Genomic DNA, 13,002 nt, shown 5'->3' with positions numbered 1-13,002 from the left:
GGCATTGGATGACAAGCAAGCAGGATAGCAGGGATTCCAGTTTGGATAATCCAACATGAACAAGGTTTCAGACGACGGCGAACGTCGCCGGCGTTCGTTGCGTCTAAAGGGCTTTCTGATTGCTGGCCTGGGCGTGTTGCTGTTGTCTCCGGATTCGCTGTTGGTCAAGGTGACGGAAGTGTCGCCGCTGGTGTTCCTGTTCTGGCGGGGCCTGTTGCTGGCCTTCGGTTTTACCGTGATCAACACTCTGCGCTATGGTCGTGACCTGCCGGGGCTGATGGTGAAAGGGGGCTGGGCCGGACTGTACTGTGCATTTGCCTTCTTTTTGAGCACCGTCGGGTTTGTTACCGGTATCAAATACACCGCAGCCGGCAATGTGCTGGTTATCCTCAACACCGCGCCCGTGATCGCGGCACTTCTGGCCTGGGCGTTCTGGCGGGAACGTTTGCCACTTCGCACCTGGTTGCTGATTGGTGTTTGTGTGGGTGGCGCTACCCTGATGGCGCTGGGTGAAATGGGTAAAGGCGAACCCCTGGGCCTGGTGATGGCCGGTTTGGCGGCGTTTGGATTAGCTTCCAACCTCGCGGTGGCGAGGTCCCGGTCTACCGTGGATATGAGTGTGATGCTGGTGCTCGGCGCCTTGCTGACCACGCTGGTCGCAGCCGCCCTGGGTGGTGCGCAGTGGCCGGGGTGGCCTGACATGGGCTTTATCACGCTGTTGTGTCTCGGCTTCTTGCCGTCAGCGACCATCCTGATCCAGACCGGCCCTCGCTACCTGCCGGCTGCGGAGGTGAGCCTGCTGCTGTTGCTGGAGACCGTTATCGGTACCTTTCTGGTCTGGGCGTTTCTGGCGGAAGTGCCGCCCCCCCTGAGTTTTGTGGGTGGCGGCATTATCCTCGCGGCTCTGGCAATGAACGGGGCGTTCGAAGCCCTTCGGCAGCGACGCCGTAACAGTCTGTTAGCTGGCCCACAACCCTGAGGCCAAGGCAGCCTGCCAGAGCAGTCGCGCGGCGAGCAAGGTCAGAAGTACGGTGAATGCCTGGTGGAAATGCCGGTTGCTGAGGGTTGTCAGTAGTCTCAGGCCGATCCAGGTGCCGAGAAAGCCGCAGGCGATCATGGCGGTGACAAATCCGATCCACTCTTTGAACACAAAGCCCGCAACGCCGAAAATTAACGCCTTGGGCGCGTGCTGAAGCGTCATTGCGGTGGCAAACGTGGCGACCGTGGTATGGCGGTCGGTGTGTATCTGCTTGATGAAGGCGGCGACCAGGGGGCCGCTTGCGCCCACAAACAGGCTGACAAAACTGGTCAGAGCGGAGGCGCAGAAAATGCCCGCCGGGCCAAACGCCAGTTTGGGCAAGGCCGGGCCCCAGCACAGGTAGAGTACAAAGATCCCGATGGTCAGTTGCCAGAGGTAGGTTGGCAGATCGACCAGCAACCAGGCCCCCAACGTCGCGCCAACCAGCACGCCGGGCGCAAATGCTGCAATCACGTGCCAATCGATGTGGCGCCAGGTCATGGCGACGCGCCCGCTGTTGGACCCCAGTTGTATCAAGCCGTGTACCGGGATGATCGCCGCTGCCGGCACCCAGAATGCCATCAGCACCAGCAGCAGGACGCCCCCACCGGCACCCAGGCTTGCGGTTATCATCGAGGTCATAACTGAGCACGCCAATAACAGCAGCACCACGCCAGCGGGCAACGTGTCGGGCATCAGAACGGCAAGATCCACAGCGAAGCTATCCTCAGAGTGAAATCGGCGTTACTGGCAGAAATCGGTTTCCCGCAAGCGGGCGGAGTTGCACAGAGCTTCCGTGGCAAGCTGAACATCGGCGACGTAATACAGCGAAGCCAGGCCCAGCCGGTTACGTCCGAGATTGTGGAAAATCAGGCCGAAGGCGATATCCCCGGACGTGAAAGTGGCCTGGTTCTCGGCAAAATACGCCGCCGGGCGCGCGAGCTCCTCGTCGGTCAGCAGCGCGTTCACGCGTCCGACACCGCCATGGTAAGCCTGGATAAGCAACAGCGTGAATAACCGGTTGCGCTTGCTCTCAGGCAGATGGCCAAAGCGCTCGTCAAAGGCCGGTCGCAGGTTCCGGGCATTCTGGCTCATCAGTTTCAGGGCGCAGTCAATCTGGGCCAGACGGTGCCAGTGGGCCCGGGGAGCGATGCCGCAATCACTCAGGGCCGAAGGCGACAATTGCAGGATCCCTTTGGCCCCGGCGGCGGAGTGAGCACGTTGCTGGCCGCCGCTTTCTACCAGCAACTGGCCCGCGAGATAACGGTGCAGTTCGGGTGGCAGGTTGAGGCGCTGCTGCTCAAGCCGTTTGGTGTATACCAGGGCGAGGCTTTCATGGAGTGATACGGGCGTTACTGCGGTGCCAATCACCAGGTCGTCCCAGGTGCCCCAGATCAGTTCCGACGGTATGGTACCGAGATAGCGCGCAACCGATTCGGTGAGATTAACATGGGGCTGACGACAGGCGAGGGCAAACGGATAGCCGGTCTCGCCTTTGTCGCCTTTTGCCCAGGCGTCCACCTGTCCACGCCCGGCCAGGGTTTGACGGGTACGGTTGAGCTCCGCCTGGGTGGCCTCACGAGTATCGCCGTCATCCATGTAACCGATAAAACGGCCCCGGATATCGTAGAGGATATGTCGGTCCTGATCAGAGCAATAACCGGACTCTGTCAGCACCCAGCGCCGGATGGTCGTAATATTGTCGTAGACGCCCTGGCTCACCCAGTAGGGTGAATCCCGCACGATGGTTTTCCAGTCCTCGCGGGGGTGCTCTGTGGTGTGCCCGGGCGTGGCGGCACAAAGTAGCAGCACCAACAGGCCTCCGATGACCAGTGTCTTCATATAAGGCTGTTCCTGAGGGTAAATCCGGTCTAGTCTTGAGAGCGTATAGATTAGTAGGAGGGGCGTCTATGAGTGCTGGTCGGCTTTTTCTTTGTGGTGTGCTTTTGATTGCCAGCCTGGTTGCCTCAGGTATCGCGCAAGCAGCTTGCCCGGACTGGCTCAATCATGAGTTCCATGAGCTGCGGTCCAGCGATACCTTCAACATCTGTGAGTCCTACGGTGATAAACCGATTCTGGTAGTCAACACCGCCAGTTTCTGTGGCTTCTCAGGCCAGTTCCGTGGCCTGGAATTGCTTCACAAGACTTATTCAGGCCAGGGCCTGGCCGTGGTCGGAGTGCCCTCCAATGATTTCCGTCAGGAAGCCAGTACCGAAGAAAAAACCGCCGAAGTTTGTTTCGTTGATTATGGCGTGACCTTCAAAATGACGTCGCCCCAGAGTGTCCGCGGCGACACTGCCCACCCCTTGTTCCGCAAGCTGGCGGAACTCAGCGGTAGTGAGCCCCAGTGGAACTTCAACAAGTACCTGATCGACACGGCCAGCGGACGGGTATGGCATTTCCCCAGCCATGTCAGACCCGGCGATGCAGCGATGACGGAGAAGATTGAATCGGTATTGTAGCGGGCGGTTGATCGGCGCATAAAGGTTCACCGGTCGTTGCGTTGCGGTATGCTGACAGCCGCCGTTGACATGCCGCCATAGCTGGAAACTACCATGAAGGAATCGGAATACCTGCGTTTTGATGCCGTAGCCCTGGCAGATCTGATCCGTCGCAAGGAAATCACGGCTCAAGAGGTGTGTGAAGCCGCCACTGAGCGTGCCGCTGTGGCCAATCCGGGCTTGAACGCGATCTGTCAGCCCCAGTTTTCAGAAGCGTTCAACCAGCGTGTTCCGGTGGGCGCGCCGCTTGGCGGAGTGCCCTTCCTGTTGAAAGACCTGTACCAGGAACAGGCCGGTTTCGCTTGCACCTATGGCAGCCGGGCGCTGTGGAACAACGTACCGGGGCAGGATTCGGAATATGTCCGGCGTAGCCGTAACGGCGGCCTGGTGTTCCTCGGCCGTACGGCAACGCCGGAATTCGGCCTGAAGGCGGTCACGGAATCGGCGCTATGGGGGCCGACCCGCAACCCCTGGAACACCGATCTGACGCCTGGTGGCTCAAGTGGCGGCTCCGGTGCTGCTGTGGCTGCGGGCATTGTGCCGATGGCCGGGGCTAACGATGGCGGTGGCTCCATTCGAATACCGGCAGCTTATTGTGGCCTGTTCGGCTTGAAGCCTTCGCGAGGACGGATATCTGCCGGGCCTCAGGAAGCTGAACATTGGCTTGGGGCGTCGTCAGACCATGTGGTGACCCGCACAGTACGCGACAGCGCCGCGATGCTTGACGTTCTGGCTGGCCCGACCTCGGGTGACCCGTTCAATATCCCGCAACCGTCCGGGCGTTATACTGATCTGGTGCAGGAAATACCCCGCCGGCTGCGGATCGGCCTGTTCACGGCCTCGCCCTTTGGCACAAAGGTTGACCCGGCGTGCATCGAAGGCGTCGAATCGACCGCTTTTATGCTGGAAAACCTGGGCCACGATGTCGAAATCGCCAAGCCGGAATTTGATGGCATGGCGTTGGCGAAATGTTATCTCGGCCTTTATTTTGGCGAGGTGTCTGCACTTATGGCGAAGGCTCGCGTCGACTTCGGAGCCAAGGACGCCGATTTCGAGCTCGAAACCCGCCTGCTTGGCATGCTGGGCAAGACCCTGCCGCTGCCAGAGTATGTGCGTCTGCATCAGCGCTGGAACGAGTTCAGCCGTGCGCTGGGCCTTTTTTTCGAATCCTATGACCTGTACCTTTGCCCCACCACTGGCCAGCTGCCAGCTCGTATCGGGGAGCTGGAAACCCCTGCCTACCTGCGTTTGGCGTCCAAACTGATGTTGTTGCTCAAGGCCGGGCGGCTGGTGCATAAAAGTGGGCAAGTGGATGAGATGGCGATGGAAAACCTGGCCCGTACGCCGTTTACCCAACTGGCTAACCTGACCGGCACGCCTGCCATGTCGGTGCCGCTATACTGGACCGCCGAAGGCTTACCGGTTGGTGTACAGTTCGGTGCGCCCCACGGCGATGAGACCACGCTGTTGCAGTTGGCGGCGCAACTGGAGGAGGCCAAGCCCTGGTTCGCCCATTACGAGCGCACCGAACGGCATTACCGATACGCATTGTGATCCGATAACACACACTGCACGTTTATCTTTACAACGAGAACAGGCTATGCTGTTACTGTAGGTAGTGGTCATCACTTTCTGACCGTCCATGATGTGGCATCGAGGAGGAGTTTGAATTATGAACCAACCGATGGCAATCGACGAACTGATCTCTGTAGCACAGGCTGAGGCCATGGGTGAGCTTGATGCCCCGATGATGGCAATCGTTCTCTCCAATGATCAAAGCTATGACCTCCCTATCAACTCTCTGGAAACCGATGCTGACAAGGCCCGCTGGGCGTTGATTCTGCGTGCCGCCCGTGAGCATGTGGAGGCCGACGCCGTTGCGGTACTTTATCCCGCCTGGACCACTGTCCGGGAGAAAAAGGAAGACGGTACGTCGGACAAACCTTCTGACCCCATAGATACCCTGTTTGTCCAGCTCCACACCCGTGATCGCATTTACTGGCGTGGCTTTGAGCAAATCCGGGACCCAAGACACCAGCGTATTATTGGCTTCAAGCGAATACGGGCCCTGTCCACGGAGTATGACCGGGCGGAAACCCCTTCAATAGCGGCCTGGCTGAACACCTTGTTCGACCCGCTGCCGGATGAAGGCGAGGAAACCGAAATCGATCGCGAGCTGGCGGATATGCTGGAAGAGCCCGAAGTAAGCGCGGCGCTCTACCCCAGGCAGCTGCGAGCACTGCACTGAACTGAATGGGGGGTGACGAGTCACCCCCCCTTTTTTTTTGCCTCCCTGAATCCCACTGGCGATTGGCCTTTTCGCGGTTGAAACCGCTCCTACCAAGCGGGCACAACACCTCCGGGTTTGTTGGCTGTGGCATTTCCCCGTAGGAGCGACTTCAGTCGCGAAATGTCTGCGACCTTTGTCTCGGTTGAAACCGCTCCTGGTTTTATAGTGTGCCGGCGCGTTCGACCACCCAGAACAGGCTGATGCAGGACACTGCCATTATCGTCGCGGGCACGGCGGCGCGAGCGTATAACCGGTAGCGGCCAAGCCAGTACAACAGCGGGAAGAAAATTACCAGCAATCCCAACTGACCCACCTCTACACCGATATTAAACCCAGCAAGAGCGGTGACGGTCTGTGATACGCCGCTGGTCAGGTCGCCCAGAACATTGGCAAAACCAAACCCGTGAATCAGCCCGAACCCGAAAGCCAGCTTCCAGGTTTTGTTACCCAGTATCGGCCAGATCACGTTCAGTGCCGCAACCACAATGGACAGCGCAATTACCATCTCAACCCATGCGATTGGTAATCTGACGACATCAAGAGCTGCCAGAGCGAGAGTGATGGTGTGCGCCACTGTAAACGCCGTAACGATACCAGCCAGCTCCAGCAGCCGTGCTGCAAACGGAACAGTGCGCGCGGATGGGGAATGCTTGCGCTGTTGTTGGCGAATGAAAGTGGCTGGCAATATCAGCACCAGCAAGAACAGGATGTGATCAAGGCCGATCAGCAGATGGACTATGCCTTCGTAAAGGAACGTCCCGAAGGTGGTGAGCGCGGAGGGTTGCCCGGCATCGAGGTCAAGGCGGTTGCTGTCCGGCCCGAGCACGGCCAGTGATTCACCCTCCGCTGTTGTCCACTGGACCAGACTCCGGTGTAGTGGGTCAACGTCGAACAACAGGTCGTAATCCAACCCGGTCGGCCTGGCACCATTTGGGCATTGGACCCCGTAACTGGCCGCAGCGTAGGCACCGTCGCTGTGACGTGAAAGGCCCCACTGCTGACCGATGAGGGCACATAGGCCCTGACTGCTGGAGAGAGTCACCCCGCCGGCCACAAGACCGGTGATTTCAGGCCGGGCGGCCCGGACTTCGGCGCCGGTAATCTGCAGGTCGTTATTGCTATCCAGAGGCAGTACCAGCGCGACATCCCGCAGCGCCAGATCCATACGCAGAGTGGTGGCTTCCGGGTTACTCTGGTCCAGGTAGATAAAACTGTCGCTGGCTTTGTGAGCCGCCACTGTGGCACTGCCAAAAGCCAAAATGATAAGTAGGGACCACTGCAGGGTGTGTTTCATGGCCTGACCTCCGGATAGCGGGCATCGCGCTGGTTGATAGTGGCTAGCCATTCGTTGGTGGAGTTTGCAACATCTGCGTCGCCACTGGCGTTGGCGGTTCGTAGCAGTAGCCGTGTATCCATCGGCTCGCGTTGGTCTTGCCAGTTTCCCCGGGCGTACTTCAGGGCCTCGTCCGGTTGTTGCTTGAGATCAAGCAGGAAACGGGCGTAATCGCGCTGGTGTAGCAGGTTGCCTCGCCAACGGGCTTCGCTGAAGCGCTCGTGCAGGGTTTCAACCAGGTCTTTTGCCTGTTCAGATCCGGTCACCTGCAGTGCGATGGCTCTGAGCACGGCGAGTGAATCGACGTCGTTGTAACCTTCGGTCAGAGCTATTGCCTGGTTATAGCGTTCGGCCTGAATCAGCCAGTCCGCCAGTTGGGTCCGGCTGTATAGATCATTGGGGTCCAGTGCGAGCACCTTGCGCCAGTGTCGTTCCGCTTCTGGCTGACCGAGCTGGGCGGCAATGTCGGCCAGCGTGCCTTCGACCCATAACATTGCCGTTATATTGTTCCGGTACTGGTCTTGTTGTGCGAGTGACTTCAGATCTTTATAGGCGGCGCCAGCCTGTCCGGTGCGAGCCAGTACCTGGGCCTGACAGCTCGCAGCGATAAGGCCGGGATAGAGCTTTTCCAGTAGGCTGCAGGCTGCCAGGGCGCTTTCGTACCGGCCCTGGACAATCTCCAGATTGGCCAGGGTCAGCAGTGCCTGAATCTGATTCCGTGAATCACCATCGCTCGCCAACACCAGATTCAGGTCGGCCCGGGCATCATCAAAGCGATGCAGGCTTTGCCAAAGCGTCGCCCGCAATACCCGCAGGCGGTCCGTCATGCGTTCTGCAGGCCAGTCTTGTAGGAGCCGTTGGGCATAACCAAGAAAACGGGGGTCGCCGTCACTACGGGCCTGCTGCAGGTGAGTTTTGACCTGAGCCGCAAGCTGCTCTGCGGTGCGGATGTCTGACGGTTGAGTGGCTGACAAGTCCGGTAGCGTCAGCAGAACCTGATCATCGGAGAATTCACTGTTTATCGGTGCTGGTGCACTGAGCGCCGGGGTGGCCACGGTAAAAGCCAGTACCCCCGAAAAAACCCCGCCCCGAAGGGCAGGGTGAATAACCGTCAGCCGGAGAACGGACATAACCTGACGGGCACGCTCACACGCATCAGAACAGATCGTCAAAGGCCTGTTCATTGTTCTGATCATTGAAGCTGAACTCCAGATCATTGATGTTGACCGCCTCGCGGGTATCAGCGGTGTTGTTGATCTCGTCCTTCACGAACTGCGTGAAGTTCTGCGTCTGAACCAGATCGGGTGCGCCGTCCCGGCTGCTGCTACCACTACTACCGTTGAAACATCCCGCCAGGGCCAGCCCGGTAAGGGCCACTCCGGTTAACTTCACAATGAGTTTCATAAGTCACTCCTTACGAGTTGGGTGAGCCGGCGATGGGGGTTGGCAGGTATGGGAAAACCTCCTTCAGCTCGGTTGGGTCAAGCTGAACACCATCGGTAAACGGGGTGTCCCTGTTCGGGGCATTGGTAGTCAGTGCACCCATCACGACCCGCAATGCTGAATCCACAACGTCATCGATCGGACGACGGCCGTTCGGGAAGCCGGCGTTGTCGCCACCCAGTACGCCCAGGTCATTCTGGCTTGCGGCGGCGGTTGCAGGAATCGCGGGATTAAGACGCAGCATTTCCGATGCGGTCACGCCTACCGGGCTGTTAACGTTCGGTACGCCGGTCAGGAAGGCGGTCACGAGGTCGGTCCGTGGGAAATTGTCTGGGGCTACAGCACCGGCGGCACCAAACAGGATTTCCAGCAATTCCGGCAGCGTCGGGTGGGTGACATAGTCGATGAACCGCCCATCTCCAGAGGGCTCACTGGCGTTGAAGGCATCTTTATCCTTCAGGCCAATAACCACTTCGTTGACCAGCGGCATGCCAAGACGGGAAACCTGCGCATAGGCACCGCCTTCTATGGTTGCGCCCTTGCCGTTAGCCATCGGGGCGGGGTTAATCACCCGTGCCTGGCGTACGCTGGCGGTGGTCCAGGCGCCGATTACCGGGTCACCGGAGGCTGTTTGTGCTGAGCCGGTCAAGCAGGCCGCAGGTACTTCAAGCGCAAAGGAGGTGACATTCTTGTCGGCCAGATCGCCCGGGCCCTCACCATCGCGGGCGCCCAACGGGTTGGTGTTGACCAGATCGAAGATTTCCCCCAGGTTGACGGCAAAAGCTTCTTTGCGCTGACCAACAAACACACGTCCTTTCGTGCCGCAGCCGGGAATGGCAATATCGTAGATGAAGCCATCAGCATAGCTGCCGTAATCGGCGAAGGACTTGCCGCCAATGTTGTCGAGTGGCTTGCTGAAGTTCTCCATGCCAGTAGTGGCGTTGGTAGCGACCTGGCGGGTACCACTGCGGCGGTCTCCACTGATAACCGCTACGGTATATTCCTGGCTGAACTGGACATTGGCGGCATCGGAGGCATCGCCGATGTTCTTGAGCGGAACCGAGATCATTTTCTGATCACCCTCCGGCCCAACCGCTAGCTGAATGTCGTTCAGCATGTCACTGAAGTTGAACTGGAAAGTCAGGTCTTCGGTGGCATCGCCGTTATTGTCGATGTGGATTTCGTAAATGGCATCCGCATCCAGATCAAAATAATTGGGTCCGCCATAGGCATCCTGCAAAGGCAGGTAGTTGGCGATCAGGGTGACAAAGTCTTCGCGGCCAGGTTCGTAGCTGCGAAACATGTAGAAATCGGTGCCGTCCACTTTGGGAATTTCCGTGATAAACGGCGCTTCCCGGTGGCTTGAAGCCTGGCTGACAGCGCTAGAGAGACACATGCCGGCAATCGCGATGGCGAGGCCGGAGCGTTTTACGAGAGTGTTCATTCCTTATTCCTCATCTAGTGTTAGGGTGATTCGGGAGAATTAATGATTGCTCCAACCTGTGAGCGAGCGAGAGCTCACAAAAGATGCACTCGGCAACAAAAAAATATTGAATTTTTTTCCGCATCTCCCGGTCGGAGCGGGACGTACCTATAGCGACGTACCCATAGCAAATCACCGAAAAACCAATAACCAGCACGAGTAGGGATAGACTTCATGGTTGAGGACTCAACGCAGGATGAGCTAATGGCTCTGCTGGGTGGCGTAGCGCGTCAGGACCGGAAGGCGTTCCAGCGCCTTTACGAACAGGTGTCGGGCCGGATGTTTGGCCTCTGCCAGCGGCTTGCGGGCCAGCACGAACTGGCGGAAGAAGCGTTGCAGGACGCCTTTATCCGAATCTGGCACCACGCCAGTGAGTACCACAGCGACCGGGGTTCGCCCATGAGCTGGATGATGACCATTGCTCGTTATCGAACACTGGATCTGATCCGGGCCCGCAAGGTACGACAGACCGCCGGAGATGATGCGCTGAGTACGCTGGCGGACGAACGGGGTGGTCCTTTGGAGGCGTCTTTGCAAAGGGACGGCTCAGCGGCCCTGACCGGCTGCCTGGATGAACTGAGTCCGGTACAGCGGGACAGTATCTTGCTGTCCTACTATCGCGGATTTACCCATGACGAGCTGTCGACTGCGCTGAGTACGCCGGTGGGTACCGTAAAAAGTTGGATCCGGCGTGGCTTACAGGTGTTGAAAAGGTGTCTTGAACGATGAAAAAAACACCTGAACGCATTGAAAGCCTGGCCGCCGAATACGTACTGGGTTCCCTGAAAGGGCTTGCCCGGAAGCGTTTTGAACGCTGGATGATGGAATCATACCGGGTGCGTCAGGAGGTCTGGTTCTGGGAGCAGAAACTCGGTGAACTGGGCGAGCTAGTGCCTCCAAAAGAGCCCCCAAAACGGGTCTGGAATGCTATCGAGAGGCGCCTTTGGCCTGAGCAGACATCCGCCACATCAACGTCCGGGTTGGGCTGGCTGTGGCCGAGCTTGGGTTTGTTGGCAACGGCTGCAGCAATGTTCATGGCGGTACTGTTGGTAAATCAGCCGGAGCCGGAGCGCTATCCACTGTTGTTTGGTGCTATCGTCCAGGAGGACGTTAAAGACCCGCTCTGGTTGGTAAGTGAGGTGGGCGATGCCAACCGGTTGCGCCTCAGGCCGGTGGCTGCCGAGGCGGCGCAACCGGACCGGGATTACGAGCTTTGGGTAGTTCCGGCGGAGGGCCAGCCGATGTCCCTGGGCGTGATTCCGGTCGGGGATGACGTGTTGCAGATTGAACTCAATGAGTCCGTTCGCGCAGCGCTGGAGAAGAGCCGAACCCTGGCGATCAGTCTGGAGCCGAAAGGTGGTTCAACGACGGGTGCGCCCACGGGGCCGATTCTCCATGTCACCAGGCTGTACGACCTTTAAGCCCTGGGAAAGGGGTTGGGGCCCCCCGAAAGACGCCAGGTTACAGGCCCCGGCGTTCTTTTAATGACTGGATAGCAGCGTAATGCACAACTGTGCATGCTGGACAAAATGACTGAACGAGGTCAGTTGACCGGCATCGGGCACGGCGTGGATATCGGCGTTGTCAGCGTAAAACATGCCCACCAGCCGCCCGTTAGCCAGCAACGGGCCGATCAGGGCAGGCACCTGGCATAGCCAGGGGTCGAACCCGGGCGTCACTGTCTGGCGGGCGGGGTGATAGATGCCGCATACCTTTTGCGGTAGTAGCACTCCCAGTTCGCCGGTGCCGTCCCGGGACACCACATAGGCTTCCCTCCAGGGATCAGTGTCCGGGCCGGCGACCTTGCGGGGGATCAATTTGTTGCCACTGCGGTCTACCATCAGCAAAGCAATGCGCTTCATGCCTACGGCCTTTTGAATACCATCGATGACGAGCTGACAGACTTCATTGATGTCCGGTTTGTTGGTCAGACTGTGGCTGAGTTCCCGCAGTATCTGAAGTTCCAGAACTGGATCCGTAGGTGGGACGCCTGGTGTTTGCGACCTGGTTGATTTACTGCCGTCGGGTAGCAGTGCGCCGACCTGGGGGATACCCAGGGAGTTGGCAATTTTGGAAGCTTCCAGGGCGTTTATCCGCACCTGATCCCGCACAGTAGCCGTGGATTCACCGACTTCTTCGGCCAAGGCATCCAATACCCGGTCCATTTCCGCGCCACGCCAGCCTTTTTCCGACAACCGGGCCAGTTCAACACTGTGTCGTACCAGGCTGGCGGCTTTGGAGTTGGGCTGACCAGCCGCCACTACATCCTTGATGAACGGCCCCAGAGACCAGGCTTCGACAAGCTCCCGGGTGATCTCCGCGAACGTGGTGCGTAGCACTTTTTTCTGTGACTCGACGTACGGGTCATTGCGCTGTAGCCGTGCTTCCAGTTCATCAGCCTGCTGGGTATCACAGGACCAGAAAGCCAGCTCACCGATGTTCATCAATAAGGCGCCAATAAAGACTTCCTCCAGTGCCTGTTCGTTTCTTTTGGGCAACAGACAGCGGGCCTGAACAGCGGCATGAAGCGCCCTTGCCAGACATTGCAGCAACTGGGAACGGTCGCTGCGTGCCAGTAACGCGTCCACAATCAGCGACGAGATAGCCATGGATTTAACCGCATCAAAGCCGATCAGCGTAATGGCCCGGCTCACGGTGCCAACCTGGGTACGGGTCTGGTTATAGAACACGGTATTGGAGAGCCGCAACACCTGGGAGGTAAGCTGGGCATCATTGAGAATAACAGCAGCAAGCTGGTTAACAGTGCTGCTGGTGCTGTCAGTCAGCTCATTGATGCGGCGCAGGGTGTTGGCAAGTACCGGCAGTTCGACCTTGCTCAGATAGTTGACCCAGGCCTGAGTCGAACTCATCCGTGGGGGCTGCGGTGTTGTGGAGGTGACCAATGAACTCTGAAGCCTCTTATTATTAGAATTA

Annotated in this window: 13 protein-coding genes; 6 read left to right on the top strand and 7 right to left on the bottom strand. The window is 58.5% G+C overall.

The annotated features are described in order from the left end of the window. The first annotated feature begins 55 nt into the window (after nucleotides 1-55). Nucleotides 56-979: a DMT family transporter gene (locus F6Y09_RS17695; protein ID WP_152208257.1), complete on the top strand. Its 924-nt coding sequence runs from the start codon at nucleotides 56-58 to the stop codon at nucleotides 977-979. Here F6Y09_RS17695 and F6Y09_RS17690 read toward each other — a convergent pair. Together F6Y09_RS17690 and F6Y09_RS17685 are read right to left on the bottom strand one after the other, a co-directional pair. Further along, on the bottom strand, nucleotides 959-1,714 hold the full coding sequence (locus F6Y09_RS17690; RefSeq protein WP_152208317.1) for a sulfite exporter TauE/SafE family protein: 756 nt from the start codon (nucleotides 1,712-1,714) through the stop codon (nucleotides 959-961). The genes F6Y09_RS17695 and F6Y09_RS17690 overlap by 21 nt on opposite strands. 48 nt (nucleotides 1,715-1,762) lie before the next feature. Then, on the bottom strand, nucleotides 1,763-2,860 hold the full coding sequence (locus F6Y09_RS17685) for a lytic transglycosylase domain-containing protein (RefSeq protein WP_246180585.1): 1,098 nt from the start codon (nucleotides 2,858-2,860) through the stop codon (nucleotides 1,763-1,765). A gap of 68 nt (nucleotides 2,861-2,928) precedes the next feature. Between F6Y09_RS17685 and F6Y09_RS17680 the strand changes: the two genes are divergently transcribed. From F6Y09_RS17680 to F6Y09_RS17670, 3 genes are all read left to right on the top strand, one after another. Beyond that, a complete protein-coding gene (locus F6Y09_RS17680) occupies nucleotides 2,929-3,480 on the top strand; it encodes a glutathione peroxidase (RefSeq protein WP_152208256.1) in 552 nt (183 codons plus the stop codon). Between the two features lie 93 nt (nucleotides 3,481-3,573). After that, nucleotides 3,574-5,073: an amidase gene (locus F6Y09_RS17675; RefSeq protein WP_179959458.1), complete on the top strand. Its 1,500-nt coding sequence runs from the start codon at nucleotides 3,574-3,576 to the stop codon at nucleotides 5,071-5,073. Nucleotides 5,074-5,191: 118 nt separating this feature from the next. Next, nucleotides 5,192-5,767, top strand: a complete 576-nt coding sequence (locus tag F6Y09_RS17670; RefSeq protein WP_152208254.1) for a hypothetical protein — start codon at nucleotides 5,192-5,194, stop codon at nucleotides 5,765-5,767. Nucleotides 5,768-5,969: 202 nt separating this feature from the next. On the opposite strand, the gene F6Y09_RS17665 is transcribed toward F6Y09_RS17670, so the two are convergent. The 4 genes from F6Y09_RS17665 to F6Y09_RS17650 are packed head-to-tail and all read right to left on the bottom strand — an operon-like array spanning nucleotide 5,970 to nucleotide 10,029. Next, nucleotides 5,970-7,103: a HupE/UreJ family protein gene (locus tag F6Y09_RS17665; RefSeq protein ID WP_152208253.1), complete on the bottom strand. Its 1,134-nt coding sequence runs from the start codon at nucleotides 7,101-7,103 to the stop codon at nucleotides 5,970-5,972. Then, on the bottom strand, nucleotides 7,100-8,338 hold the full coding sequence (locus tag F6Y09_RS17660) for a tetratricopeptide repeat protein (protein WP_246180584.1): 1,239 nt from the start codon (nucleotides 8,336-8,338) through the stop codon (nucleotides 7,100-7,102). The genes F6Y09_RS17665 and F6Y09_RS17660 overlap by 4 nt, the downstream gene beginning before the upstream one ends. Then, entirely contained in the window at nucleotides 8,298-8,546 is a 249-nt protein-coding gene (locus F6Y09_RS17655; protein ID WP_152208252.1) for a hypothetical protein, read from the bottom strand. Before F6Y09_RS17655 ends, F6Y09_RS17660 begins: the two co-directional genes overlap by 41 nt. A gap of 10 nt (nucleotides 8,547-8,556) precedes the next feature. After that, a complete protein-coding gene (locus F6Y09_RS17650; protein WP_152208251.1) occupies nucleotides 8,557-10,029 on the bottom strand; it encodes a DUF4331 domain-containing protein in 1,473 nt (490 codons plus the stop codon). Between the two features lie 213 nt (nucleotides 10,030-10,242). Between F6Y09_RS17650 and F6Y09_RS17645 the strand changes: the two genes are divergently transcribed. Together F6Y09_RS17645 and F6Y09_RS17640 are read left to right on the top strand one after the other, a co-directional pair. Continuing rightward, nucleotides 10,243-10,797, top strand: a complete 555-nt coding sequence (locus tag F6Y09_RS17645) for a sigma-70 family RNA polymerase sigma factor (RefSeq protein WP_152208250.1) — start codon at nucleotides 10,243-10,245, stop codon at nucleotides 10,795-10,797. Next, nucleotides 10,794-11,489 (top strand): anti-sigma factor, encoded by a 696-nt coding sequence (locus tag F6Y09_RS17640; protein ID WP_152208249.1) that lies wholly within the window; start codon nucleotides 10,794-10,796, stop codon nucleotides 11,487-11,489. Before F6Y09_RS17645 ends, F6Y09_RS17640 begins: the two co-directional genes overlap by 4 nt. 60 nt (nucleotides 11,490-11,549) lie before the next feature. Here F6Y09_RS17640 and F6Y09_RS17635 read toward each other — a convergent pair whose 3' ends face one another. Beyond that, nucleotides 11,550-12,938, bottom strand: coding sequence for an HDOD domain-containing protein (locus F6Y09_RS17635; RefSeq protein WP_152208248.1), 1,389 nt, complete (start codon nucleotides 12,936-12,938; stop codon nucleotides 11,550-11,552). Nucleotides 12,939-13,002: the final 64 nt, after the last annotated feature.

The sequence above is a fragment of the Marinobacter changyiensis genome, assembly GCF_009193265.1.
Classification (GTDB): domain Bacteria; phylum Pseudomonadota; class Gammaproteobacteria; order Pseudomonadales; family Oleiphilaceae; genus Marinobacter; species Marinobacter changyiensis.
Note: the sequence above shows the minus strand (reverse complement) of the source record. Positions and strands in the feature narration are given on the sequence as shown.

Bases quoted from the DNA above. Each gene is read 5' to 3' on its own strand.
- F6Y09_RS17670 (WP_152208254.1), top strand. From the start codon at position 5,192: ATGAACCAACCGATGGCAATCGACGAACTGATCTCTGTAGCACAGGCT.
- F6Y09_RS17680 (WP_152208256.1), top strand. From the start codon at position 2,929: ATGAGTGCTGGTCGGCTTTTTCTTTGTGGTGTGCTTTTGATTGCCAGC.
- F6Y09_RS17655 (WP_152208252.1), bottom strand. From the start codon at position 8,546: ATGAAACTCATTGTGAAGTTAACCGGAGTGGCCCTTACCGGGCTGGCC.
- F6Y09_RS17660 (WP_246180584.1), bottom strand. From the start codon at position 8,338: ATGATCAGAACAATGAACAGGCCTTTGACGATCTGTTCTGATGCGTGT.
- F6Y09_RS17675 (WP_179959458.1), top strand. From the start codon at position 3,574: ATGAAGGAATCGGAATACCTGCGTTTTGATGCCGTAGCCCTGGCAGAT.
- F6Y09_RS17685 (WP_246180585.1), bottom strand. From the start codon at position 2,860: ATGAAGACACTGGTCATCGGAGGCCTGTTGGTGCTGCTACTTTGTGCC.
- F6Y09_RS17635 (WP_152208248.1), bottom strand. From the start codon at position 12,938: ATGAGTTCGACTCAGGCCTGGGTCAACTATCTGAGCAAGGTCGAACTG.
- F6Y09_RS17695 (WP_152208257.1), top strand. From the start codon at position 56: ATGAACAAGGTTTCAGACGACGGCGAACGTCGCCGGCGTTCGTTGCGT.
- F6Y09_RS17645 (WP_152208250.1), top strand. From the start codon at position 10,243: ATGGTTGAGGACTCAACGCAGGATGAGCTAATGGCTCTGCTGGGTGGC.
- F6Y09_RS17640 (WP_152208249.1), top strand. From the start codon at position 10,794: ATGAAAAAAACACCTGAACGCATTGAAAGCCTGGCCGCCGAATACGTA.
- F6Y09_RS17665 (WP_152208253.1), bottom strand. From the start codon at position 7,103: ATGAAACACACCCTGCAGTGGTCCCTACTTATCATTTTGGCTTTTGGC.
- F6Y09_RS17650 (WP_152208251.1), bottom strand. From the start codon at position 10,029: ATGAACACTCTCGTAAAACGCTCCGGCCTCGCCATCGCGATTGCCGGC.
- F6Y09_RS17690 (WP_152208317.1), bottom strand. From the start codon at position 1,714: ATGCCCGACACGTTGCCCGCTGGCGTGGTGCTGCTGTTATTGGCGTGC.